Source organism: Treponema sp. OMZ 798 (assembly GCF_024181385.1).
GTDB lineage: Bacteria > Spirochaetota > Spirochaetia > Treponematales > Treponemataceae > Treponema_B.
On the sequence record NZ_CP051305.1, the window covers coordinates 1,770,320 to 1,796,416 of the forward strand.

The window sequence follows — 26,097 nt, forward strand, 5'->3', positions numbered from 1 at the left end:
TTAGCTCAAATTTGCGTTTATTGCTTTCGCAATTTTTAAAAGCTTCTCCGGAGTATTTTGTGAAGGGTCTTCGAGTACAGCTTCAAAGAGCTTTTGTAAGATTATGCCGAGCTTAGGCCCTGCTTCTATCCCAATTTCCATTAAATCCCGGCCGCCTACAGCCAAGTCCTTTAAGCTGAGGGCAGAGTCTTCGGCTATAACCTTTTCAAGCCTTTTTTTAAAAGAAACCAAATTGCTCAAATCGGGAGCCCTTCCAGTCATTCCGAAACCGTCGGACCGTCTCAAATCGAAGAGGTTGGGTATATTTTCTACTCCTGCCCTTACGATAAAGCGGCGGACGGCAGCATCGCTCCAATCTTCGGTATAATGGAACATGTGAAGCCCCACAAGATGACAGACTTCTTCAATTTCTTTATTCGAAAATTTTAAACGCTGCATGATTTTTTTTGTAAGCCTTTCCGATTCTATCTCGTGCTTATAAAAGGTGTAGTCGCCGTACTCATTTTTTTCCCTCGTGCTCACCTTCCCTATATCGTGGAAGAGGGCAGCCAAACGCACAATAAGATTATCTTGCGGAGCGGCATCGCAGCTTAAAAAACTGTGGTCAAGTACATCGAAGGAGTGCATTCCCTTTTGCTCTACCCCGCGGCAGGCCGAAAGCTCTGGCAAAAAGGCCTTTAAAAGCCTCGTATCTTCCAGGAGCCTTAAAGAAATTATAGGATGCCCGCTTAAAAGCATTTTTACGAATTCGTCGCGAAACCTTTCTATCGAAACTTTTTTGCAAACTTCAATACTTAGAGGAATCGCCTTTAAGGTTTCTTCTTCTATTTTAAAGCCCAGCTGTGAAGCAAAACGGATTGCCCTGATAGGCCTTAGACCGTCTTCGCCAAAGCGGTCAAGGGGAGCCCCTACGGTTTTAATAATCTTTGATTTGATGGATTTGACTCCCTCAAAGGGATCGACAATGGAGCTGTCCTTTAAAGAAACGGCTATCGCATTCATAGTAAAATCCCTGCGGCTTAAATCCTCTTCGATAGAACGCACATAGCTGATACTGTCCGGCCTCCGGCCGTCAGAATAATCTGCCTCGCAGCGGAAGGTGGTACATTCTATTTTTTCTCCCTTATACAGAATCGTGATTGTGCCGTGAGCTATCCCCGTCGGAATTGTCTTTCTGAAAAGGGCTTGCACCTCCTTGGGTTCGGCATCGGTCGCTATATCGTAATCCTTGCACGGCTTCCCTAAAATCCAATCCCTCACGGCTCCGCCCACGAGGTAGGCCGAAAAACCGGCATTGGATAGAATAGAAGCAATTTCTTTCATATTTTGTGAAATAGGATAACGCATAGGGATTCGAGTTTACACAAAAAATTAGGGTCTGTCTATAGATACTTTCATCTATAAAGCTTCTATTTCTTCCCCACGTAAACCTGCAGCTTGGGCTATTGTCTGCAAGGGAACACCTAAATCCTTTAGTACTTTTGACATTTCAAGCCTTGTCTTGCTCACTCCATCTGCAAAACCTTCTTGCCGGCCTTGTTCAACTCCCTTTTCTAATCCCTGCTCAATACCTTCTTTAAAGCCTTCGGCCAAAGCTTCTCTTCTTGCATCATTTCTTTCACATTCGACATACATCTGATACTTTTCTTCAGACAGTTCTCTTGCTATCTGTCTTTCTTCTTCCGTTACCCTAAGGAGTGTTTCTTCCGCCATTTTTATACCCTCCGCTAATTTGCATAGTTTTTCCAACATCCCGCTTTTTTTATCTTCTTCATAGCGGGATAAAAATCTTATCCAAAAATCCTGCAAACTGTACTCTTCCAAGTTCTTTTTCATAGTATAACCTATTAACTCGTTCAATTCAATATATAGATACTGGATTACAGAGCTTTTAGGCATCCTTACAAGCTCGGCATTTTTGGGAACATCGCAGCCGAAAACAGAAATACTTATAGCATAGAAAGGATTATCCTCCTTAGACTCCATCTTTAAAAATCGGGAGGCAAGGCGTAAAAGATACATTTGACTCCTGCGCGGATAGTTTGTTTTCCAAAACTGCTGCATCTCAAGGTCAACAATAAGACCTGTATCTGTTTGGATTAAAAAATCAAGGTGATAGGTCTCTCCTGAAGGCTTATCACGGATCAATTCGGTGTTTAGGATATCGGCCTTAGTTATTTTTCCGCACGAGTCTTGCAAAAAGGCATTAAGAAAACTTATAAGGGCCTTGTTTCCTTCTTCGCCTTTTGAAAACATCAGTTTAAAAACCCAATCTATTTTGGGATTTAAAATAGTTTTTTCATCGTTCATGTTACATTTCTCCTTAGCACAGCAAATTATTTTTGCTGACTTCATTATTATTGTAGAAATTTTTTGTAACATATAGTCTATTTTAAAAAAATATTTATTTTATAGAAAATCACTCATACATTGAAGGGACTAAAAGGTTAAATTCCAAGATTGTCTTGGCGCCGGAGACTACGATCTTATATATGCCCCGTCTCAATCTTTTGGTAAAATTCACTTTGGAAAGATCTATGTTTTTTATGCAAAAGACATCGTCTACATAGATTTTCTTTCCGCCGTATTCGGGAAGAATTTGAATAAACTTTTTTTGAAAAACATCTTTATCGATTTTTTTGATCTGAAAAACAGGAATCGACAGGATGAGATTTTCTTTTTGAAACAGCAAGATGTTTACATCCAAGTTTGCGGCAGAGTACCTCCGTATCTCGGAGGCCTCATTTAAAAGACTCCTAGACCTTTGTTTTAGGCTTTTTTCCAAGAGACCGCCTTTTTTGTTCTCCAAGAGGACAGCCCTGTGTTCAATAAAAAGAGATATTAAAAGATGGTTTGATTCGGAATTTACTCCTGCCGGTGAGAAAAAGGGAATGGGCTTTTTTGCAAGAGTTTCTTGAGATGCCGATTCCAAGTAACCTTCGGCCTGAGACTTATAAAATTCTTCGATAACCGCATTCGGAAGTATGTTTTTTACGGCTTCAGAAAAAATTTGAGGAGGCAGAATCGATGAACATAGAACAAAAAGATATGAGAGGCTCCCGTCGGTTTGAATATAAGCATCGATTACCACAGCTCTGGCTTCTACACAGGCTAACGAAATTCTCATACGCAATACAGCCCCTTGCCCGCTCATAAAATTCTCTTGAACGGCAAAAAATTTTAAACCGTAAAGGAATTCCCTGCGCAAAAGCGAATTGTGTAATACCGAGAAGTTAGAATTTTCATATTGTCTATATACGGAAACCATCGATACAATTATCGGTATTTTTTCAAAAAAGCATTACAAACTTAATTGCAAACTCGGACATAAAAAAACTGCGCCCCGCCGTAAGGCAAACTCCTACGGCCGGACGCAGTCTGCTAGTTAACAGAGGTAAAACTAAATCCTATGCAGATTTAATTTCGATTTGTTTAGGCTGAGTATCCGGTTTTCTCGGAATATCTACAACCAAGACCCCGTTTTCAAATTTTGCAGAAACTTCATCGGAGTTTATATCCTCAGGCAAGGTAAAACGCCTCATAAAATGCCTTGAGCTTCGCTCTCGTATGATGTACTCTGCACCCTTATCTTCCTTTTGTTCATTTTTGGAAGAAGAGATTGTCATAAGTCTATCCTTTAAGCTGATCTCAACATCTTTTTCGGTATAGCCCGGAAGATCCACTTCCATGATATAGGCTTTCTCGGTTTCGCGGATATCCACACTCGGAAGACCGCAGTTTGCATTCTTGATCGGAGCAAATACTCCAAAATTGGGAGCCAAACTCCTATCAATTGCATCAAATACGCTGTCTGTAAAGGACGGACTAAAAAGACTTAAACTATTCATAAAGCACCTCCTGCTTATAATTTGTTTTATCAAGCTCGTCAAGCGGTTTTTTCACGCCTGTCTTTTAAGCTTCACTTATATACAAGCAATTTTAATGCCAAGAAATGAGAAAAAAGTGTATATTTTGGCACAATTTTATAAGTCTATATCTAATATAGAAATATAAAATCAAAAAGAATAAAATAAGCCGATTTTTGATTTTTAAGAATAGAAAAATATAAATTAAAGCGTGACAAAAAATACTATTGTGTCAAAATTTCATCTTGAATAGAGTTATTTTGACACAATAGAATCTGAAGATAGGTCTTCATAGGCTACTTTTGCTACAGACTGCTCCGCTTCTTTTTTTGTCTTACCTGAAAGGGGACCATAAACCTTACCGCCTATTGAAACCGAGAACCAAAAGGTTCGGTCATGGTCGGGGCCGCTAGCCTTTTTAAGCTCGTATTTAGGAACGGTTTTAAATTTCTTTTGAACCAACTCTTGAAGAAGGGACTTATAATCGTTTATAAACTTTTTTTCTAAAACGGAATTGATTGTTGATTCCAAAATTCTTAGGACAAATTTTTGAACGTACTTAAACCCGGAATCAAGGTAGTAGGCACCGATAACCGCTTCAAGGGCATCGGCCAGGATGGCCTTTTTTTCTCTTCCGCCGGACATTTCCTCTCCCCGGCCCAAAACCAAGAAATTACTTATATTTAATTTAGAAGCAGCCTTAGAAAGGGCCTCTTCGGAAACCGCGGAAGCCTTTATCTTTGCAAGCTCTCCTTCAGGCTTATCTTCAAAAGACTTATAAAGATAGGAAGCCGCAACAAGACCTAGGACAGAATCTCCTAAAAACTCTAAGCGTTCATTATTGGCGTGAAAATTATTATGTTCGTTGGAAAAAGACCTGTGGTGGAAAGCAAGATCAAGCAAGCGTAAATCTTTAAACTTCAATCCCGCTTGCTTTTGGAACTCAAGGAGCTCCTGCTTCCTCTTGGGTTCAAGACCGCATCTTATCGGAAACAAAGAGCTGCTCCTTAAAACAAAACTTATTTTTGCTGAGATTTGATAAATTCATAGGCGTCGCGGACAGTTTCAAACTCATTTGCCTTTTCGTCCGGGATCTTAATACCCATATCTTCTTCGAGAGCATAAACAAGTTCATAGGTGTCAAGACTGTCGGCACCTAAATCTTGCCGGAATGAAGAATCCAATGTAACCTTATCTTCCTCAATTTCCAACTTTGCTGCAATTAATTGCTGAATTTTTTTGAATAAATCATCCATAAACTATCTCCTTTTAGTCTAATTTATCGGGGTTAATAACCTGCTTGCCTTTATAAAACCCGCATTTGGGGCATACATGATGAGGCATAATCAAGTTACCGCATCCGGAACACTCAACAAGATTCGGCGCTTGTAAACGCATATTAACACCTCGTCGGCGTCTTGTTCTAGCTTTTGATGTATTCGCTCTTGGTACAGCCATACTCAATCCTCCACTACAAAATATCTAAAATTAAAAAAGCGTATTTGCCGCACCACTGCGGCCTTGTTATACATTTAAGGGACCATATTACACTAAAACTCACAAAAAGTCAATACAAAATGCCCCTATACTAAGTGTTTTTTCATTATCCTTATGGCCATATCCGGATCTTCGGTAGCCAAAAGCCCCATAGCCGATAGAATATACTCCTTATCAAGCAAAAACTGAGGATTTTTAGGTTTTAAGCTAAAAGGATCATCCTCACGGAACCTGCAGGCCTCCATAATTTCCTTATAATTGGGATTATAAACCAAAATTCCGCCCGTTCCTATTATATATCTAAGATCAGTTAGATCCTTTCCTTCTTGCTGAAAACTGGCACCGCAGCCCGTATAGACAGGGGTTAAAACTCCAACATGCCGGCTCATAGAAACATCGGCACAAACCTTGGCAACGGCACAATCAAAAGCGAGGTCTTTTTCATTTTCAGAAATAAAATCGGTGTGCTCGTTTCGTTTTTTTACCTCTTCTTCGATATTGTACTTATATTCTTTTGAAAGATAGTGCCGAAGCCCATGAGGCCCTTGCACCTCAGCAACAGTCGGAAGGGAGTAGCGCATACCGAGGTCGCCTTCTACTGTCCGCTTTAAAAAGGCTTCGGGAAGACCGTATAAAAAGACCGAATTTTGAGTCGGCTCTCCATCGGCAGCCGAGTGGACGTCGGTTGTAGCCCCTCCGATATCTAAAACTATTATATCTCCCAAGCCGTCTTCATCTTCGGTACCCTCTGAAAGAGTCTGAGCTGCCTTTAGGACAGCAGCGGGGGTGGGCATCAAAATGTTATCGATATTGCTTTCGACATGGGTCATACCCTTTGCGTGCACAATATTGTTCATAAAGATATTACGTATTGTTTCACGGGCACTTTCCACATTAAGCTTGTTTATCTTGGGCATTACGTTTTCGGCTACATAAAAATCGACTCTTCCTTTAAAAATCTCGACGATTTCGTCTTCGGCGCTCTTGTTGCCTGCAACAACTACAGGAACGCGTACTCCGTAATCCGCAAGCATCTGTGCATTGTGGATAATACAACGCGAATCGCCTCCATTTGTGCCGCCTGCCAAAAGGATGATATCGGCATTTGAATTTACTATAGCCTCTGCCTCGCTCTTATTGAGGTTATGGCTATAAGTGTGAATTACCTTGGCTCCCGCACCGAGGGCAGCCCTCTTTGCGGCCTCGCTTGTAAGCTCGGGAACAAGGCCTATGGCTATAATTTTTAAGCCTCCGGCCGCAGAAGAGCAGGCAAGACTTTTTACTACCTTATAATCTTTTCCGACCTTTTGATGTAAAAGCTCCAGGGCATTATTGTAGCCTGTCATAACATCGGTTTCGACAGTGGTATAGGCCTTTGCTGTACCTACTATATCTTCTTTTTCGATATCCACAAGGGTTATCTTTGTATTCGTACTTCCAAAATCAACAAATAAATAACAGTTCATTTTTTTCAGTAATTCTCAATTTCTGTTTAATTCTATGCGTGGTCGGGGAAATCGGCATGTAAATCTTTAATAGTCGTTTCGACAGGTGTTCCAGGCGGATAAACGTGATCAAAACCCATTTCGGTAAAGCGCTTGCGTACCTCATCGAAGTCCTGTTTACCTACAACTATGTTTCCGCCGACAAATAGCTTAATTCCTTTTAAGCCCGCTTCATCGCACTTTTCGCGTAAGCCCTTGCAGTCCAGCTCTCCCTGACCATAAAGAGATGATACTAAAATGGCATCCGCATTTGTCTCAAGAGCTGCATTTATAAAGTCCTCCTGGGGACTTAAAACGCCTATGTTTGTTACCTCAAAACCGGCCTCGGTTAAAGAGTAATCCAAAATTTTATTGCCGACAGCATGACAATCAGAGCCTATTACGCCCAATACAAGTTTTATTTTTCTTGCCATATTCCGCCTCCTAAAAAATCTATCGTGTTGGAGATAGTCTATTACTAAAAGAGTACTATGTCAAGTGCATATAAAAAATCGAATTATACAGCCTTATTTTAGATTATTTAATTATCAAATAAATGATACATAATAGAAATTTTACTTGACAATACAATATTACTATGAGATAATCTTACATGAGGGAATAAGTATGCTTAGAAAGGTAGTTTTATTAAATAAAATATCTCTACAAACAGATTCACTCCCCATTGGTTATATGACTCACCAAAAAAATTTTCATAGATTAATTGTGCCATTTTACACCCCCCCCCACTGAGTCAAAATGACTCAACATTCCTACGTATAAATTGCTTTAGCTGCATTATCTATTTTCATACATATCGCTACAAAAAAATAATATACGTTCTTACGCTTAATATTCTTTACGTTATATTACAAGGTTTCTTTTTTAAGTGGATAAAATCACATTTATTAAGGAAAATCTTTCATTTAAACTTTGATGGAGGTGTTATCGGGTAAATAGATTTAGTAAAGCTTAATATAAACAGCATGTGTGGAGTTGTTTATCAAACAACTGTAGTTGTGTTTTGATATCCTAACTGTAATTATTCCGCATAATTAGGATATTTATTTAAAGGAGAGGTCTTATGTTAAAAAAGTGGAAAAACTTAGGAATTGCCAATCAAGTTTTAATATGTGTTATTGTTGGAGGCGTTATCGGTGCTATCGTCGGTCCTTCACTGATTGTGTTTGAACCTATAGGAAAAATGTTTATCAGAGCGGTACAAATGATGGTAATAATCATTGTTGGACCCGCTATGATAAGCGGTTTTTGTTCTGTTGAAAGTCCAAAACAAATAGGAAAAACCGGTACAAAAATTATATTGTTATTTGTACTTCAATACATTATTGCTTGTACAATAGCCTTATTACTGGTAAACATATTTAAACCCGGAGTAGGCACTGCAGCTCAAATTCCTCCCGGATTTACATATACACCTAACAGGCAAAGTTTCATAGACATGATAACGAATGTAATACCCAAGAATCCTGTTGCAGCCTTTGCTGAAGGAAATTTATTGCAGATAGTTTTTGTAGTTGTTGTATTTGCAAGCATAATGTCTGCCCAATCAAAAAAATATCCTACATTACTTACCTTTTTTACAGAGTTTACTGATGTTGCTATGAATATGTTAAATGCAATAATGAAATTTGCTCCATACGCAGCAGGAATAATAATGGCTTACTCTATAGGAGTTAATGGTCCCAAGATTCTAGGTTCTTTAGCTTTATTTGTTGTTCTTATATATATAGGAGAGTTAGTAATTGCGGGAACAAATGTTTTGTTAATAGGCGCATCCGGCCTTAATATGAAAAAATATCTAGGAATTATCAAAAAACCGGCCATATTGGCTTTTACAACATCCTCCTCATTGGCTGCACTCCCTGCAAATATTCAAGCTGTTGAAGAAGCCGGTGTTCCTAAAGGTATTGGTATATTCGGCACAACTCTTGGAAATGTAGTAGGAATGAGCGGTACTGTTCTTTATCAAGTTATAAGTGTTGTATTTATCTCTCAAGCTTATGGTTTGAACATAACATTAAGCTCACAAATAATTATTGCTATAACGGCAGCAACCGTTTGTGTTTCATTAGTTGGTGTTCCAGGGGCCGGAACTGCAACTATAGGAATTCTTTTACTTTCAGCAGGTTTGCCGGTCGAAGGCTTAGGCCTTGTTATGGCGGTGGATAGAATTGCCGATATGCCTAGAACAATGAATAATGTATTTGGTGATACAACAGCTACGATAATGGCCGCAAAAATAGACAAACTATTAAAACCGGATTCACCATTATTAAAACAAAATAAATAAGCATAATGTTAGGACTTTGGGCTCTTTGCTTTATAAGCTAAAAATAGAGCCCAATTATTCTGTTTATCTGATTAGAATTTCATGGAGGATAATTTTATGGAAAAAATAATTGGAATTATAGGCGGAATGGGGCCTGAGTCTACTGTAGATTTATTCGAAAAGCTAGTACATTTAGACATATCTAATACAGATCAAGAACATGTTCGTGTTATAATTGATTGTAATACAAAAATTCCGGATAGAAATGAGGCATATTTTGGAATAGGGCCATCTCCTCTTCCCGGTCTTAAAGAATCAGCTAAGATTTTGCAAGATGCAGGATGCGGCCTTATAATAATTGCATGTAATTCTGCTCATTTATGGTATAACGAAATAATACATGCTGTAGATATACCTGTATTGAATATAATGAAGGCTTCTTTATGGCTTTTAAAAAATACTATAACTGATGTAAAAGTCGTAGGCTTGATGGGAAGTGAGGCTATGTATGTATCAAATATTTATCATAAAGTGTATGAAACAGCAAATATAAAAATATTATCTCCTTCTCCAGAAGAAATTAAAGAACTTATGAGCTTTATAAGATGTGTAAAAAGCGGGGACAAAAGTGAAGATATTTCTAAAAAATGTAACATAATTGCAAATAACTTAGCTGAAAGAGGCGCAGAAACAATAATTGCCGGATGTACTGAGGTCCCGATATTACTAAATGGCTGTACGCTTCCGGTTCCAATAATTGATGCGAGTTATGCGCTTGCAAAACAGGCTGTATATTTTGCAAAAAACAAATATAAGGATGTTTTATGATTGATTTAAGAAGCGATACTATAACAATTCCTCGAAAAGAAATGTTAATGACTATTAATACTGCTCAACTTGGTGATGATGGAAGAATATCTGAAATAACAGGCAAGGGAGAGGATGAAACTACGAACCGATTAGAAGAACTTTGTGCTCATATAACCGGAAAAGAGGATTCTTGTTTTGTTCCATCAGGTACATTTGCAAACACGGTATCGATCATGGCTTTAAGTTCACCAGAAAATAAGATCCTTGTAGATGATACAATGCATCTCTATAGATCGGAAAAAGCTTTATTCTCAAAAAAAATTGCCAATCTTAAGCCTCTTTTTTATAAGTTAAAAGATAATGGAAAACCTGATATATCAAGTATAAAAACTATATTAGGTTCTTATGAAGTAAAAGTTATGTGTATTGAAAATACTCATAACTTTAGAGGCGGAGTTGTTTTATCTCCAAATGAAATTAGAGAAATATATGAGTGTGCAAAAAAAAGGAACGTACATGTCTATATGGACGGAGCCCGATTATTTAATGCCGTAGCAGCCCTTAATGTAAAAACAAAAGAAATATGTCAATATGCCGATTCATTGATGTTTTGTTTTTCAAAAGGATTAGGAGCTCCTATTGGGTCTGTTGTTTGTGGAGAAAAAGAATTTATAAAAGAAGTACGAGAAATGAGAAAAATTTTAGGCGGCGGGCTGCGTCAATCAGGAGTTATAACAGCTCCGGCAATTTATGCCATTGAAAACAATATTGAAAAACTTGCTGAAGACAATAAAAAGGCATTTAAATTTGCTTCAGGTATTGAAAACTTGGAAAAAATTTATGTAGATATTGAGAAAGTTCAAAGCAATATTGTCATGATTGATGTTTCAAAAACAAATAAAACAGCTAATGAGGTTGTTGAAATTTTAACAAATAACGGCTTGTGTTTGGGTGTTGTAGAAAAGAATCTCATTAGAGCTGTTTTTCACCAGGATGTGACACAAGAAGATGTTGTGAATGCAATTGGTATTTGTAAATCGGTCTTTGAATAATGACATTTTATATACTTAATTTATGGGAGGCTTAAAATATGAAAATAATTGATGCTTACTGTTCACGCGGACAGGGAGGTTTTTTTTATGATGATCAAATGGCTATAAGACTAGGAGCAAAATCAGACGGGTTTATTTACAAAGGAGAAATAAAAACAAAAGGGTTCCGGTCAATCAGGCAGCGAAGTGAATCTATATCAATTATATTGGAATTGGATGATGGACAAATAGCTATAGGAGATTGTGTATCTGTTCAATACTCCGGAGCAGGAGGCAGAGATCCCTTGTTTATAGCAGATACATATTATAATTTTATTGATGACGAAGTACTTCCAAAAATAATCGGCAGAAACTTTACTTCATTTAGAGAAGCTGCTGAAGAATGTGATAATATGAATGATAAATCGAGCGGGAGGAAAATTCATGCAGCTATTAGATATGGATTAACAGGTGCATTACTGGATGCTTTTGCAAAATATAAGCATATAACAATGGCAGAGGTTGTTGCAAAAGAATATGGAACAAAAATATCAAAGGATATAATTCCTATTTACGTACAATCCGGTGATTCAAGATATGAAAATGTCGACAAAATGATATTAAAGGATGTTGATGTTTTGCCGCATGGGCTAATTAACAATGTTGAAGAAAAACTCGGAAACGAAGGTGAAAAACTTCTTGAATATATTCAATGGATATTAAGTAGAATTAAAGAACTTCGGCCGGGTGAAAAATATTCCCCAATTCTTCATTTTGATACATACGGTACGATTGGGCTAGCCTTTGGGTCGGATAACTACAAGGATATTTGTGAATATTTTAAAAAAGTGCAAAATGTTGCCGGAAATCATAAAGTCCGGATAGAATTTCCAATAGATGGAGGCAGTAAAGAAAAAACAATAAAGTATGTTTCTGAACTTACTCAATTTATGAAAAAAGAAGATATAAAGATAGATATTGTAAATGATGAATGGTGTAACACAATAGAAGATATGCGCGATTTTATAAATGCCGGAGCAGGAAATATAATACACATTAAAACTCCTGATCTAGGAGGTATTAACAATGCAATTGAGGCTGTTTTACTTTGTAATAAATATGGGTTTGGAGCTTTTTTAGGAGGCAGCTGTACCGAAACAGATATTTCAGCAAGGATAAGTGCCAATATCGCATTAGCAACCTGCCCAATCCAAGCTATAGCTAAACCGGGAATGGGCGTCGATGAAGGTTTAATGATTTTATATAATGAAATGTCGAGAGTATTAACGATTTTAAACAGAAGAACTTCACATTAACAATTGCTATCTTAAATCGGAATCGTGCTTCTTGTAAAAAGTATCAAAATTGGGTATATTGTTTCTATGTCAGAAAATGTATCGGAAATTACAGACTGGGAAACAAAAAAATTTAACGAGCTCTTTGATGACGAAATTAGAGTTTTAACCAGAAGACGCGAAAATTCCAAGGATTGTACTCTTGACGATCTTCAAGGTACCTTAGATGCCCTTTATATTCTTGAAGGGAACAATATCGACGGGCGCAGTAAGGTACATGAAATAGCTCTTTCAGCCTCAATTGCAGCCTACGAAAAATTTATAGAGGACTGGAAAAATGAAAAATAAAATTATCTTTACTCTCATCATTATTATAAGCCTGATTTTTTCTTCTTGCTCGATAAAAAAGATGGCTTACAATTCTGCTGCCAATGCAATGGCTCCTTTACCTGAAAAAAAGGTAAAACCGGTTCCCGATGCACCTGATCCGATTACTGCCCTAACGGGAGAAGACGATGTAGAACTGGTCGGCGAGGTTTTTCCCATCATTTTAAAACTATATGAGGGCATGCACATTGCAAATCCTGCTCATAGGGGGCTTGCCATAATGACGGGCGAGCTTTACATAATGTATGCAAATGTCTATGTGGAAGGTCCTGCCAACTATCTTTCGGATGACGAATACGATAAAAAGGATAAGGCCTTTTTAAGAGCAAAAAAATTTTATAAAAGGGGTTATAACAAAATCCTTTCAGCCCTGGATACGGCCTATCCGGGATTTACCGAAGCAATAAACTCCGATAATCCGGAAAAAATAGAAGCAATGCTAAAAAAATGCAAGTCCTACGACACGGAAGCCCTGCATTGGGCCGGGGCCGGTATTTTAGCGGCCTTTTCCCTTGACCCATTAGATATTCAAAGCTTACAGTCCGTGCAGGGAGCCGTCTTAATGCTCGAAAAAGTTTGCCGCCTTGATCCGGGCTATTCCGGCGGGGCAACATGGGAAATTTTAGCAAAATTTTATGCCTCGGCTCCTGACAGCCTAGGCGGCGGTATTGAAAAGGCCGAAAAAGCCTATAAAAAGGCCATTGAGCTTTCTCAAGGAAAAAGTCCTTCAATATATGTAACCTACGCCCTTTCTTTTTGTGTACCTAAACAGGATAGCAAGGGATTTGATGAGGCAATAGAAAAAGCCCTAGCAATCAATCCCGAGTCGGATCCGAATAATAAACTGGTCATCAGCATTTCACAAAGATATGCAGGATGGCTAAAGCAAAACAAAGATATGTTCATATTGGGAGAATAAGAATGAAGAAAAAATTATTATTTGTTTTTTTTGCACTTATAATGGTTTCAGGAATCTTTGCTCAACAGAAAATTGTTTTAAAGATTGCAAGTAGTGCCCCGGCAAGAACTCCTTGGGATATCGAATTAAAAAAGTTAGCCCAAGAGTGGAATAAGATAACCAAGGGCCTTGTAAGCGTCAGATTTATGGATATGACCGTTCTTGGAGGAGAAAAAGCAGGGGTTGTAAAAATGAAGCCTTCACGCCCGGGGCAAAGGCCTCAAATAGACGGAGCCATTTTAACTCCCGTAGGCCTAAATGAGCTTGCACCGAATGCAAAAATTTTTACCCTTTCCCTGCCTTTTTTAATACAAAGTCAAGAAGAACTTGATTTGATTTTAAGCAAATACGGATATGCCTTTGAAAGTGAAATTCAAAAAAACGGATGTAAGCTTATAACATGGTCCAATGTAGGCTGGCTTTCTTTCTACACAAAGGATTCATATTCCGGTCTTGATGAGCTAAAAAAGATTAAAATGCTATGCTCAAACGATACAAAGGACTTTACTGATGTGCTGAAAATTTCAGGTTTTAATGTATTACCCGTAGATCCCGCCAAATTTAATCAGGAGTTAAAGGCTTCGGCAGGAGCAAGGAGTTTTGCATCTGTTTCTATCCTTACTTACACACTCAGGCTATATAAGGATGTATCCTACATGCTTGATGCCCGTCTATGTCCCATTATGGCAGGCTTTGTTATGTCGGACGAATCTTGGGCACTCATACCTGACCAATACAAACCGGCAATGTTAGAAGCGATGAATAAAACGACTAAGAATTTGAATGCAGCCCTTGAGGACATGGAAAAACAATATGTAAAAGAAATGAAGCAGGCAGGTATAAAAATAATAAGCCTTAACCATCAGCAAAAAAAGGACTGGACAAAGGAATTCCATGAAGATATGAAAAAGGTTCAAAAGATTATGCCGAACCTTATAAATACAGAAATCTACGAAAAAATAACAAAAGAGCTTGAAGCATACCGCAAATAAGTATATTATGTTAGAATGAAAAAAATAGTTACCGGTTTTATTTTAGCTCTTACGGCAGTACTTATTGTACTGCCTTTTATAGTCCACATAGCCGTAGGTTTTGGCAAAAATAGTTTAGAGTATGAACGCCTGATTGTTCAGCTGGTCTTTGTTTTTGCATGTTTTGCAGGTATCATAACAACAATAGAAAAAAAACAACTCAATATAGAAGTTTTTACTTCCAAATTCGATAAAAAAATTCAGCTAATCATCAACCGGCTTTTATCCTGTGCAAATATCGCAATCCTTACAGCCGTATTTTTCTCGGTATTCCCGAACTACAATATACTTTCTTCGGAAGATCATGTTTTGTATATTCCTATAAAAATTTTCTTTTCAGCCCTGCCTCCAATGTATTTTATAATGCTTGCATTGGAAATAAAAAGAAACACTTGCATAGTTTCAAGTATTTTAGGGCTATTAGCAGGATTTTTAATAAGTACCGGCTCTATTCTGGGGCTTTTAAATCTGATATTCGGTTCATTGTACCCCGAAATAAACGATTCGGGCTTTGCTTTAGTTTTAAGCGACATTTTTATGTTTATGCAAGCTTTTTCGGCAAAGGGAATTTGGGCTATAGTTTTTCTATTCGCCGTATTCAGTCTTTTCGGTATGCCGCTTTACATTGTACTTTCAGGTCTGGCATATTTTGCCTTTATGACCACAGGAGGCTATGTAGAAAGCATCCCCATGGAAACTTATAATATTTTGACCGATACATCAATCGCTGCAATACCCCTATTTACGGTTGCGGGCTACCTTTTAGCAGGAGGAAGTGCCGGAAAAAGGCTTTTGGACTTTGTAAAAAGCTCTGTCGGCTGTATAAGGGGCGGAGTTGTGATTGCAGCAGTCTTGGTTGCAACCTTTTTTACAACCTTTACAGGGGCCTCGGGAGTAACTATCTTAGCCCTTGGAGGAATTTTAAGCGTAATTTTAACGGGCTCAGGCTATTCCGAAGATGACTCGGAAGCTCTTATAACGGCATCCGGGTCCATAGGACTTTTATTACCTCCAAGTCTGGCCGTTATAGTCTATGGGGCAACTAATTTTATGACCGTAAACATATTTGACCTCTTTAGGGGGGCCGTTCTTCCGGGAGTGCTTTTGGCCTTATCGATGATGGCCATAGGAATTATAAAGGATAAAAACTCAAAAAGAATCAGGTTTTCAAGGGAGGCTCTTTTTCAAAGCTTTAAAGCGGCATTTTTTGAGCTTCTTCTCCCCATTCTAATAGTAGTTGTATATTTCGGAGGCTATTTCAGCCTTTTTGAAACCGCAGCTTTTACGGTTTTATATTCGTTTGTATTGGAAGTGTTTATTAGAAAAGACTTTAGCATAAAAAAAGCCCTTGAAGTTGTTTTACAAAGTATACCGGTTGCCGGAGGAGTCCTTGTAATAATAGGAGCCGCAAAGGGATTGGCCCTATTTTTAGTATATGCAGGAATCCCCGAAATGCTTTCGGAGCTTGCAATTACCTTTGTCGGATCAAAAATTTTATTTTTGCTGTTATTAAACATAGTGCTTTTGATAGTAGGCTGTATTATGGACCTATACTCGGCTATTTTGGTAGTATCGCCTCTTATAATTCCTGTTGCCGAAAGCTTCGGTATACACCCGGTACATACCGGAGTAATATTTTTAACTAACCTGGCTCTCGGCTTTTTAACACCGCCTATAGGAATAAATCTTTTTATAGCAAGTTATACATTTAAAAAGCCTGTCGTAAAAATAGTAAAGAGCATACTGCCCTATCTGGCTATTCAATTTGTTATTTTGCTTTTAATTACATATATTCCATGGTTCAGCACAGCTTTTATCAAATAACAAGCGACAGCCGGCGAATGACATGGGCCAATCGCCATTTGCCAATCGGAATTTCTTAACCCCTGCTTTTGTCTTTTACGGCGATTATTGCACCTAAAATCATCAAATGTCTTGAAAGTTGGGATAGATAATTTAATACCGACATAGTGCTTCTAAAAATATTGCCGTTTATGGGCCCGATAATATCGATTAAAACGATATTTACAATCCATAAAATCATAAAAACAACCAATATCACGTTGGTTAAGCGAATTTCGCCGGAAAAAAACTCTACAATCAAAAATACGCCTGCAATCAATTCGGCTACAGCCAAGGTTATTATAATAACAGTAGTTATTGTTTGACTTTTAAAGACGGCATCCAAAAGAGCAACAGCCTGACCCAATTCTCCTGCACTGGAGCGGATAAGCCCCAAAATTCCTGCCACAATCAAAAAAAAGGCTAAGGCAAGTTGTAATACTACAAGACCTACAGTTCTTTTCATAAGAACCTCCATAAATTAAAAATAGGCTCTGTAAAAGAGTCCTTTTTATTGTATCGGAATAAGAAAAGCTTTGCTGTAGAAAAATAAATCGGATGTTTATTTTATAGAGGCTTTAACCCCTCGCTTTTTTTACCTCAGCTTCAATTGTTCCTTTTGAAGGTTGGATTAAAACCAGCTCTCCTTCTTTAACTTGCGAAAAGGAGCGGATGGTTTTGCCTGTTTCGGCATTGCGCACAATGGAGTAGCCCCTGTCCAAGATAGCTTGAGGGTTCGCCCCTTCCAAAATCTTGTTTAAAATTAAAAGCTTTTGCTTAAATTCCCGGCACCTATCCTGCATACCGGCAAGGATTTCTTCCTTTGCATTGTCGAATCGTACAAGAAGGGGCTGCTGAATGTTTCTAAAGCGCAGTTCCAAGGAATCGGGCTTAAAATTATTCAGCATGAGCCTTATCCTTTCAAGGCGGTTTTCGATGTTTTGTGTAAGGTCATCGCGGTTTACGGCTATGGAGTACATTATATCGTTTAAGACGGGAGCGGCCAGCTCTGCGGCTGCGGAGGGAGTTGGAGCCCTCATGTCGGCAGCAAAGTCCGATAAGGCCCAGTCTATTTCGTGGCCTACGGCAGAGATGACCGGCGTTTTGCAGGCCGCTATTGCCCTTACAAGCTCTTCATCCGAAAAGGGAAGAAGGTCTTCCAAAGAGCCTCCGCCCCGCCCTATTATAATGACATCGCCCAAGTTTTTTTCGTCGGCAATTTTTAACTGCCTGATTAGGGCGGGAGCGGCCTCTTCCCCCTGCACTATCGCCGGAAGCACAACTATTCCGATTTTTTCGTTCCGTCTTTTTACCACATTTATAATGTCCCTGACTGCGGCCCCCGTGGGGCTTGTAATTACTGCAATGCGGTTCGGAAAATAAGTCAGGGCTTTTTTCCTTTCGGAATCGAAAAGCCCCTCAGCGGCGAGTTTTTTTTTGCGCTCTTCAAGCATTTTTAAAATATTGCCCTCACCCGCAAGGCTCATTTCTTCGATAATAATCTGATAAGAACCGCGCTGTTCATATACCGAAATTGCTCCTTCCGCTTTTACGGTCATGCCGTCCTTTGGCTCAAAGCTCAAACTGCGGGTCTTTCCCTTAAACATCACGGCCTGAATTGAAGCCTTGTCATCCTTTAAAGTAAAATAGAGGTGGCCGGCCGCCGAGGGGCGGAAGTTTGAAATTTCGCCTTCAATCGAAACATAGCCGAAGCCTCTTTCTAAAAGCTCTTTTATCTGCAAAGTAATTTCATATACGGAATAAGTTTGCACCATCTTAATTTTTCCTCAAAGAAATTTCGTTGACCTTTTTGTAAAACTCTTCAAGCCTTTGAGAAATCATCCAAGTGTACATCTCCTCTTGAAGCCCCGACAAAAGTTTTATTCCTTCATCGATCGTCTTTATTGTCCAAATATTAAACTTACCGTCCTTTACGGCTTCTCTGACTTCCTTGGATAAAAACAAATTGTTTTTATTGCTGAACGGAATCATAACGCCTTGAGTGCCGGTAAAGCCTAAAATTTTACAGGTATTAAAAAAGCCTTCAATCTTTTCGGTGATACCGCCTACCGGCTGAACCATGCCGTGCTGGTTTAAGCTTCCCGTAACGGCTATATCCTGCCTCATCTCAAAGCCTCCGATGGCAGAAATGAGGGCTAAAAATTCGGCGCAAGAAGCGGAGTCTCCGTCGATGTAGCTGTAGGATTGCTCAAAACAAATACTTGCAGAAATTGAAAGAGGAATATCCTTCGAAAATTTTTCCCGCAAAAGAGAGGTTATGATAAGGTGGGCCTTATCGTAGATTTCGCCCGAAAGGCCGGCTTCCCTTTCTATATTGATGATGCCTCCCGTACCCGGGGAAGCTTGGGCCGTAACCGAAACGGGCACACCGAAAGAATGATATCCCCTTTCCTCTACGGCGAGGCCGTTTATTTTTGCAAGCTTGGAGCCCGAAACATCTATTAAAATTTCGCCCAGCTGAACCATCTCTGCAAATTTTTCTTCAGGGAGAGCATGAAGGTAGTGCCTCTTTTCGATTGTGTCGTTTAAGACGGCGGCGCAAATGGCATTTTTTTGTTGCTGCTTTGCATTAAAATCGGCTTCGATAATGAGATCCGAAATTTTAGTAAATTGAGCAGTAAGGAGATGCCGGGAACCTGCAAGCTCTGAAGCATAGGAAATCAGGCGGCTGTATCCCGAATCATCGAAGCTGAGAGCTTTTTTTTCTTTACAAAGGTACTCGGTCAAATGAATCAGGGCAGCTATATTTTTATCGTTCTTTTGCATTACCGAATCAAACTCGGCACAGACCTTAAAGAGCTTATAAAAGTCGGGGTCTTCCTGATACAGGATATCGTAGGTGTATTCTCCCCCAATTATGATTATCTTAAAATTTGCAGGGAGGGCTTCGGGCTTAAAAACACTCGGAGTATGGTTCCCCGAAGGGGGAATCTGTATTTCGATTTTGCCCGACTGCAAAACTCTTTTTAAATAGGACCAAGAGTCGTCTTCTTCAAGCAAGTCGTGAAGCCTTACTATAAGATAGCCGCCGAAGGCCCTGTGGACGGCACCTTCCCTTATGCGCAAATGCCCGTTAATTTCGGGAGCATCCGAATCGGAATGAGACTCGATAGTGCCGAATAAATTCGTAAAGCTGGGAAGATTTTCATTTATTACGTAATTTTTATCTTTATTATTTTCACAAATAAGATTGATAAGGTAGCGCCCGAAAAAGTTTTTCTTTATCCGCGAAGACTTAAATTCCGCGCTGTAGATATTCATTCTGCTGATTAAATCCTCTTCGGCCTTTTTTAAAAATAGGAGAATCTTTTTATTGTCTTCTATTTGTTTGGGGTTGCCGTATTTTGCCGTATAGGAATCGACCAGCTTTCTTAATGGAGCAAGTGCATCTTTAATTATCGGCATAACGGAATCTTTTTGATGTTTTATCAGCTTTTCGTCCATTTCAATCCGCTTATCCCGCAAAAGAGAAAAGAGCTCGGACATTTCATCGAGCGAAGCATAGTATTTTTCGCGCAAGGCTGCAAGCTCTTGTTCGCTGAATTTTTTTCGGGCAGCCTTGGATTGAAGCTCACTAAAAGAAATTTCTTTTCCCTTTATGATGGGAATTAAGTCTAAGGATTGGTTGTTTTCATCCTTTATCTGTAAGACCTTGAAGCCTGTATGCAGCATCTTAGATTCAAATTCCATCAAAAGAAGGTTTTCTTCATTATCTGTTTGGGTAATTATCTTCTTTTGCTCGGCTAAAAAAACTTCCGACTTTAAGAGGGCAAGAGTCTGAGTATGAATATGACCTATAGCTTTTTTTATCTTTTTGCGGAACAGTCTTCCTTCCCCCGCAGGGAAAAAAAGGGCAATGGGCTCAATCGGGCGGCTAAAGTTGTAAGCATAGGCTATATCTTGAATTTTTGCAAAATTTGGTTTATAATTCTGCAAGAGAGATGATATAACGGTTCTTCGGCCTGTTCCGGGCGCACCCATAACAAAAATGTTATAGCCTTCGCCCTCGATACCGAGGCCCAGTTCAATAGCCTTTAGAGCACGGTCTTGACCTACTATGGTTGAGTCGGCTCCGTTATTTTTTAATTCCCTAATCTTCGATTCGGGAAAAGAAAATTCCAGTTCATCGAGGTTTAATTTTTCTGCAGCACCGTCTGTCATGTAAGCTCCTTAAAATTGTACTTGTGAGGATTCTATGTCTGATTTTTTTGTCAGCGAAATACTTGTTTTAATTTTGTTGATTTTACCTTTGATTCGTCCATTCTCAAAAGCTCTTAAAACAGCTGACGCAATCTCAAGTTTATCCCTTGTATCTTTAATAGTCTTAATTCTTTCAATTATCGGCCAAGGCTTAATCTTCTCACTTATTCCCACAGCACTAATAGTTATAATCTGTATTATAACAGAATTTTCAAGATTTGTAATGTTTTTACGGCAAGTTCCTAATAATTTTTACACAATTCCTTCAATTTTGTTAAGAATTTTCGTCCTTGCCCTTCTAGGCGCCTCTTTTTTTGCAGCTTTTTATTTTTCGCCGGAAAGAGAATATCCGGTTTTTGTCTCCCTTGCCGAAAAAGAAAGGATTTCTTTTATTACCGATGAGAAAGAAAAAACAGCAGGGGTTTATTATGAACCGGAACCCTGCCATAACGAAAAAGAAGCTATAATAATCGTTCCGCCTTTCCCAAATGAAGAATATGTCGGAACCTTTGACCGATATCTTTTAAATGAGGGGTATAAGATTGCAAGCCTATCCCTGCCTAAAAAACCGGGGTATAAGTACAAACCGAAAAGTTCCGAAATCTTTTTTTCCGTGTTCGATTCGGTGTTTAAAACAGAAACTGCACAGGCATCGAAAAGCAGCAGCAATAAAGATTTAACCCCTAATCTGTCCGCTATGCTTCGTTTTTTTGGAGATACGGAGCTGTTTTTAATCGGTGAAGGAGCCCAAATTCAAGGCCTTTTAGACTATTACAACAAAAATCCGAATGCCTTTTCAGGCGCCTTTTTTATAATTTCTGAGGACACTCCTCTCCCTAAGGGTCTAAAAGAAGGCACATACACTGTTTTAAACGAAAAGGATTTAAAGTTTTCGGAAAATATAGCCCTCTTTCCTGTTTGCTTTTTTATTCAATCAAAGGAAAGTTTAACAGGCTTAGGCGATATAAGGGGAAACGATATTCTTGCAAGCCTCTTACTCGGCTCTTCAAGAGACTTAGGCCGGCAAGACCGAATAAACACAATAAAGGCCTTTGAAAAATGGCTAAATTTAAGAGCAAGCCGTACAATAAAGTAATTTAAATTTTACTTATAAAAATATAATGCCGATAATTTTTCTTGAGGTGGTTTTTTATGAATGATTTTGTATCATGGGATGCAAGTTATGATTTGAATATTGAACAAGTGGACAAACAGCACAGACACTTAGTTGAGCTTATAAACGATTTATACCGGGCATGTCTAGGCGAAAAAGGAGCCTTAGATGAAACCTTCCGCCATGTAATGAAGAACCTTGTAGATTACGTGATGATTCATTTTAAGGATGAAGAAAAACTAATGGAAGAAATTAACTATCCCGGCATACAAGAACATAAGCAGCACCATGAAGATTTTGTACGGGAAATACTGCATTCCGTAAAAGACTATCAAAACGGAAAACAATTTGTTGCAAATACCTTCGTGCGGTTTTTGCGCGATTGGCTTTTTAACCATATCTTAATTTCAGATAAAGAATGGGCAAAATTTTATTTTGCACATAAAAAATAAAAACTTAAGACTTTATAGCCGATCTATTTTCAAAAAGGCTGATTCTTATAGAGCCTCCACTTCTAATTCGGAAAGTCCTGTAACTTGTTTGTGGATAAATACAAAGTTTTGGGTTCATACTGTTAATCGTCCATAATACTTATCACACATCTTTTTTAGTTCCCTCGTTTTTCTTTATCAATATCCGATGCCCTACCCTGGCTAAAAGCAAAAGCCTTAAAAGCAAATTCTATCTCGCCGGTTACGCTTGCATCTTCAGGAATTATTTTTATTATACAATATTCAGAATACCATTCTCCTCCGCCTTCACGGTTTATAATACCCTCATTAAAGATATATTCTCTATAAGATGAATCATTCTTATGATCTTCAGGGCTTTCGTATATTCTTATCCTAATTTTTCCGGAGACCTTGCCCTTAAACCTTATCTTACACTTATGAAAATATGCATCATATCCCCATAGAATATTGTCATTTATTTCACTTCCATTAATTTTATATACCCGTCTTATAAGATGAGTCCATGGTTCCTCATCTTCCCTCCCCATAAAACATACACATGACATTGTAAAAATACAACTAATAAATATAAAATACTTAATATATTTCATTTCTTCAATTCCTTTTATTTTGCTCCCTTCCAATCGCTATCTGAGGACTTTTATAAAATTATATATCATAATCTTTGTTTTTATATTTTACCTAATCAACTGCCCTATCATAAAAACAAAATAAGATCAAAGTTGTTTTTTTTACTAAAAGCAAAACAACCTCCATACCAATAAAAGCACCTCCGAATAATTTAAGGAGAAAAACAGGTTGTATTATCATACAAGTATATAATATACCAACTATATTATTTAACAATACAGGAAACTGTAAAGTTTTAAAATTAATTTTACAAAATTTACATCCAATGGATTGGTAATAATAATCCATAAAAACTACCATCGTTATAATAGCCGTCAATATAATTTTGGTAATAAATATTGATCTTAATAATATTGATGTTACAGCAGCAAATATAAATAGAAACACAACACAAAATATGTTAATACTTATAGCTATCAATATTTTTAGAGATTCACCTACATTGTTTTCTGTCAATATTAATTTTCGCGATTTGCTTTTTTTAAAGAATAAGATTAAAATCGGTATTGGGAATAAAAATATATCTTTCTTTACTATTACATAACCTAAAAGTAAAAAAATAAATAATGTGAAAGCATATATAAAAATAATTGCCGCTGCTTCAACAATATATTTTTTAATCATAGTTTTATTTTTCATCATATAAAATAACCGCCTAGGCAAATTGCTTTTGGCGGTTTTTTATGATTTACTTCTTACCCTGCAATAAAATTGCAAAGGGATTGTATTTGGTTCCGTCATCATCCTTGCGGGAGCGGGGTTCGCCGACTTTTCTGTCGCCTCGATGGGCAGGAGACCTTTCACCCCTTGCTGCGGGACTTCTTTCTCCTCTTTCGGAAAGTTCCTTGCCTCCCTGCACTGCCGGTGCTCCGGCGGCGGTTTTGACGGTAAGGGTTTTGCCGTCCTTGGTTTTTACGACAAGTTTTTTAACCTCACTCTTTTGCTTTGCTGTAAGACGGGCCTTTCCTTCGGCATTACCTTCCCCGCTTTTTCGGCTCAAAGAAATTCGGCGGCGGTCTTCATCAAGAGAAATGATTTTACACTCTACAATGTCGCCTACCTTTACGGCTTCAAGCGGATCGGAGATATAGGAATCGCTCATTTCGGATATGTGTAAGAGGGCAGTTTCCTTAATGCCTAAATCGACAAAGGCGCCGAAGTCGACCACATTTTTGATTTTACCCTTTACGGTCATTCCGGTTTTTAAGTCTTCAAATTGAAGAACACCCTGCTGCATGATGGGCTTGGGGCAATCTTCACGCGGATCGCGGTTAGGTTTTTTTAATTCTTCGATAATATCGTTTATGGTTTGGTCTCCGATATTGTACTTGGTTTTTATCTCGCTTCGGAGCTCTCCCGATACTTCTTCATTTTTATGAATTACATCATAGATGAGTTTTCCCGTTTCGTAGTTTTCGGGATGAACCCAGGAATTGTCCAATGGGTTGGAGCTTTCAGGGATTTTTAAAAAACCTGCACACTGCTCAAAAGACTTAGGCCCCATTCCGCTTACCTTTTTTAATTGTTCCCTGTCGGTAAAGATTCCTTCGGATTCTCGGCGGGCAACAATCTTTTTTGCAAGGGAGGAGCTTACGCCCGAAACGTATTTTAACAAAGAGGCACTTGCGGTATTTAGGTTTACCCCTACATTGTTTACAACCGAGCCTACAACGGCATCAAGCTCTTCGCTTAATTTTTTTTGGTTTAAGTCGTGCTGGTATAAGCCGACTCCTATGGATTTGGGATCTATTTTTACAAGCTCGGCAAGCGGGTCCTGTAATCTTCTTCCGATAGAAATTGCACCCCTTATCGTCAAGTCCAAATCCGGAAACTCTTCGCGGGCAACATCGCCTGCAGAATAAACGGAAGCTCCGTCTTCATCAACAACCGTAAACAAAACATCGGGACAAGATTCTTTTATAACGGCAGAAACTATTTCCTGCACCTCGTGGGAGCCCGTGCCGTTCCCGACAGCGATGAGCTGCACATTGTATTTTTTAACGGCCTCAAGAACAAGGTACTTAGCCTCGTCTGTCTTATGCTGGTGCATCACAAAGGAGCCGAGGTACTTTCCTGTTTCGTCAAGGGCGGCACACTTAGTACCTGTCCTTATACCGGGGTCAACTCCGAGAACTCTGGTACCCTTGATGGGCCGGGTCATCAAAAGATGTTTTAGGTTTTCGCTGAAAATATTTATACCGTGTTCGTCAGCGGTATCGGCAAGATCGCTTCTTATCTCGCGTAAAACGGCAGGAGCAAGTAAGCGCACAAGACCGTCTGCGATAGCTTCCTTATGGTAATCGTTATTTAATGTGTACTTGTTTTGTAAAAGAGAAATTGCATCTTCAATGCTTACATCTATTTTTACTTCCAAAACCCCTTCCCTCTCTCCGCGGTTAATTGCAAGCACACGGTGGGGTTTAATTTCGTTTAAGTTTTCGGAATAATCCCAGTACATCTGATAAACCGATGTCTTTGCAGCCTCTTCATCTCCTAATCCCTTAACCTCAAATTTTCCTGTCTTTATAAAATAATCGTGAACGGCTTTGCGGTTTTCGGTATCTTGGGAAATCTCTTCGGCAATTATATCGGCGGCACCTTGAAGGGCATCTTCAACAGTGGGAACATTGAGTTCTTCCGTTTCTGCATTTGTAACGACAAAATCCTTAGCCTTTTCTTCAAGAGGAGCGGCTTCAAGTTCCTTCATTAAATCGGCCAAGGCTTGCAAACCTCGTTCGACGGCAAGCATACCGCGGGTTTTCTTTTTCTTTTTAAAGGGAAGCCAAATATCTTCAAGCTCGGTAAGGGTTCCGGCCTTCATTATATTTTCATAAAGAGAGTCGGTCAACTTTCCTGCTGCAAAAATTCCGCGGACAATTTCAAGACGGCGGGTTTCCAAATTTGTATAAGATTTAAACAGGCGGTCTGAATCTCTTACTTGTACCTCATCAAGAGAGCCGTGCATCTCTTTTCTATAACGCGAAATAAAGGGGATTGTACAGCCTTCATTAACCAAACTTATAACTGCAGAAACTTGAGCAAGCTTTATGTTAAGCTCTTCTGCAATACGCTTCATAATATCGACCTCGTTTACACTGAGACCTTCAATAAACTCATTCGTAAATTCCATAATATTGTGAGTATATACCATAAAAAGAAGAAAATCAA

Annotated in this window: 25 protein-coding genes; 10 read left to right on the top strand and 15 right to left on the bottom strand. The window is 38.7% G+C overall.

Translation table 11 applies throughout. The features are described from left to right. The 9 genes from E4O07_RS08305 to glmS all read right to left on the bottom strand — a co-directional run bounded on the left by E4O07_RS08305 (window position 1) and on the right by glmS (window position 7,281). The gene (locus E4O07_RS08305) at window positions 1-1,347 is read right to left on the bottom strand and encodes a CCA tRNA nucleotidyltransferase (RefSeq protein ID WP_253684988.1); all 1,347 of its coding nucleotides are present in this window, start codon (window positions 1,345-1,347) and stop codon (window positions 1-3) included. Between the two features lie 51 nt (window positions 1,348-1,398). Further along, window positions 1,399-2,310 (bottom strand): Rpn family recombination-promoting nuclease/putative transposase, encoded by a 912-nt coding sequence (locus E4O07_RS08310; protein ID WP_253684989.1) that lies wholly within the window; start codon window positions 2,308-2,310, stop codon window positions 1,399-1,401. Between the two features lie 109 nt (window positions 2,311-2,419). Next, window positions 2,420-3,268 (bottom strand): hypothetical protein, encoded by an 849-nt coding sequence (locus E4O07_RS08315; protein ID WP_253684990.1) that lies wholly within the window; start codon window positions 3,266-3,268, stop codon window positions 2,420-2,422. A 139-nt stretch (window positions 3,269-3,407) separates the two neighbouring features. After that, complete coding sequence (locus E4O07_RS08320; RefSeq protein WP_253684991.1) at window positions 3,408-3,848, bottom strand: Hsp20/alpha crystallin family protein; 441 nt, start codon at window positions 3,846-3,848, stop codon at window positions 3,408-3,410. 273 nt (window positions 3,849-4,121) lie between these two features. Further along, complete coding sequence (rnc, locus tag E4O07_RS08325; RefSeq protein ID WP_253684992.1) at window positions 4,122-4,862, bottom strand: ribonuclease III; 741 nt, start codon at window positions 4,860-4,862, stop codon at window positions 4,122-4,124. Between the two features lie 23 nt (window positions 4,863-4,885). After that, window positions 4,886-5,122: an acyl carrier protein gene (gene acpP, locus E4O07_RS08330; RefSeq protein WP_253676991.1), complete on the bottom strand. Its 237-nt coding sequence runs from the start codon at window positions 5,120-5,122 to the stop codon at window positions 4,886-4,888. A gap of 13 nt (window positions 5,123-5,135) precedes the next feature. Further along, entirely contained in the window at window positions 5,136-5,324 is a 189-nt protein-coding gene (rpmF, locus tag E4O07_RS08335) for a 50S ribosomal protein L32 (RefSeq protein ID WP_002670496.1), read from the bottom strand. 125 nt (window positions 5,325-5,449) lie between these two features. After that, the gene (glmL, locus tag E4O07_RS08340) at window positions 5,450-6,829 is read right to left on the bottom strand and encodes a methylaspartate mutase accessory protein GlmL (RefSeq protein WP_253684993.1); all 1,380 of its coding nucleotides are present in this window, start codon (window positions 6,827-6,829) and stop codon (window positions 5,450-5,452) included. A gap of 32 nt (window positions 6,830-6,861) precedes the next feature. Continuing rightward, window positions 6,862-7,281, bottom strand: coding sequence for a methylaspartate mutase subunit S (glmS, locus tag E4O07_RS08345; RefSeq protein ID WP_253684994.1), 420 nt, complete (start codon window positions 7,279-7,281; stop codon window positions 6,862-6,864). A 650-nt stretch (window positions 7,282-7,931) separates the two neighbouring features. On the opposite strand from glmS, the gene E4O07_RS08350 reads away from it, so the two are divergent. The 8 genes from E4O07_RS08350 (at window position 7,932) to E4O07_RS08385 (ending at window position 16,473) form a co-directional block, all read left to right on the top strand. Then, on the top strand, window positions 7,932-9,158 hold the full coding sequence (locus tag E4O07_RS08350; protein WP_253684995.1) for a dicarboxylate/amino acid:cation symporter: 1,227 nt from the start codon (window positions 7,932-7,934) through the stop codon (window positions 9,156-9,158). 96 nt (window positions 9,159-9,254) lie between these two features. Further along, window positions 9,255-9,965, top strand: a complete 711-nt coding sequence (locus tag E4O07_RS08355) for a cysteate racemase (protein WP_253684996.1) — start codon at window positions 9,255-9,257, stop codon at window positions 9,963-9,965. Then, window positions 9,962-10,999: a threonine aldolase family protein gene (locus tag E4O07_RS08360; protein WP_253684997.1), complete on the top strand. Its 1,038-nt coding sequence runs from the start codon at window positions 9,962-9,964 to the stop codon at window positions 10,997-10,999. Before E4O07_RS08355 ends, E4O07_RS08360 begins: the two co-directional genes overlap by 4 nt. A 38-nt stretch (window positions 11,000-11,037) precedes the next feature. Next, window positions 11,038-12,294 carry a methylaspartate ammonia-lyase gene (locus tag E4O07_RS08365; RefSeq protein ID WP_253684998.1) on the top strand — a complete coding sequence of 419 codons (1,257 nt, stop codon included), beginning with the start codon at window positions 11,038-11,040 and terminating at the stop codon, window positions 12,292-12,294. Between the two features lie 66 nt (window positions 12,295-12,360). Then, a complete protein-coding gene (locus E4O07_RS08370; protein ID WP_253684999.1) occupies window positions 12,361-12,621 on the top strand; it encodes a hypothetical protein in 261 nt (86 codons plus the stop codon). After that, on the top strand, window positions 12,611-13,579 hold the full coding sequence (locus E4O07_RS08375; protein ID WP_253685000.1) for a TRAP transporter TatT component family protein: 969 nt from the start codon (window positions 12,611-12,613) through the stop codon (window positions 13,577-13,579). The genes E4O07_RS08370 and E4O07_RS08375 overlap by 11 nt, the downstream gene beginning before the upstream one ends. Before the next feature lie 2 nt (window positions 13,580-13,581). Then, entirely contained in the window at window positions 13,582-14,610 is a 1,029-nt protein-coding gene (gene dctP, locus E4O07_RS08380; RefSeq protein WP_253685001.1) for a TRAP transporter substrate-binding protein DctP, read from the top strand. 15 nt (window positions 14,611-14,625) lie between these two features. Next, entirely contained in the window at window positions 14,626-16,473 is a 1,848-nt protein-coding gene (locus E4O07_RS08385) for a TRAP transporter large permease subunit (protein ID WP_253685002.1), read from the top strand. 55 nt (window positions 16,474-16,528) lie between these two features. Here E4O07_RS08385 and E4O07_RS08390 read toward each other — a convergent pair whose 3' ends face one another. The 3 genes from E4O07_RS08390 to E4O07_RS08400 form a co-directional block, all read right to left on the bottom strand. After that, complete coding sequence (locus E4O07_RS08390) at window positions 16,529-16,957, bottom strand: hypothetical protein (protein WP_253685003.1); 429 nt, start codon at window positions 16,955-16,957, stop codon at window positions 16,529-16,531. A gap of 112 nt (window positions 16,958-17,069) precedes the next feature. Further along, on the bottom strand, window positions 17,070-18,266 hold the full coding sequence (xseA, locus tag E4O07_RS08395; protein ID WP_253685004.1) for an exodeoxyribonuclease VII large subunit: 1,197 nt from the start codon (window positions 18,264-18,266) through the stop codon (window positions 17,070-17,072). 1 nt (window position 18,267) lies between these two features. Then, window positions 18,268-20,673: a Lon protease family protein gene (locus E4O07_RS08400; RefSeq protein WP_253685005.1), complete on the bottom strand. Its 2,406-nt coding sequence runs from the start codon at window positions 20,671-20,673 to the stop codon at window positions 18,268-18,270. Window positions 20,674-20,707: 34 nt separating this feature from the next. Between E4O07_RS08400 and E4O07_RS08405 the strand changes: the two genes are divergently transcribed. Next, window positions 20,708-21,808 (top strand): hypothetical protein, encoded by a 1,101-nt coding sequence (locus E4O07_RS08405; protein WP_253685006.1) that lies wholly within the window; start codon window positions 20,708-20,710, stop codon window positions 21,806-21,808. Window positions 21,809-21,864: 56 nt separating this feature from the next. Continuing rightward, window positions 21,865-22,278 carry a bacteriohemerythrin gene (locus E4O07_RS08410; RefSeq protein WP_253685007.1) on the top strand — a complete coding sequence of 138 codons (414 nt, stop codon included), beginning with the start codon at window positions 21,865-21,867 and terminating at the stop codon, window positions 22,276-22,278. A gap of 155 nt (window positions 22,279-22,433) precedes the next feature. On the opposite strand, the gene E4O07_RS08415 is transcribed toward E4O07_RS08410, so the two are convergent. The 3 genes from E4O07_RS08415 to E4O07_RS08425 form a co-directional block, all read right to left on the bottom strand. Then, on the bottom strand, window positions 22,434-22,844 hold the full coding sequence (locus E4O07_RS08415) for a hypothetical protein (protein WP_253685008.1): 411 nt from the start codon (window positions 22,842-22,844) through the stop codon (window positions 22,434-22,436). Between the two features lie 136 nt (window positions 22,845-22,980). Next, entirely contained in the window at window positions 22,981-23,571 is a 591-nt protein-coding gene (locus E4O07_RS08420; protein ID WP_253685009.1) for a hypothetical protein, read from the bottom strand. A gap of 46 nt (window positions 23,572-23,617) precedes the next feature. Further along, a complete protein-coding gene (locus E4O07_RS08425; RefSeq protein WP_253685010.1) occupies window positions 23,618-26,080 on the bottom strand; it encodes a helix-hairpin-helix domain-containing protein in 2,463 nt (820 codons plus the stop codon). Window positions 26,081-26,097 lie beyond the last annotated feature (17 nt).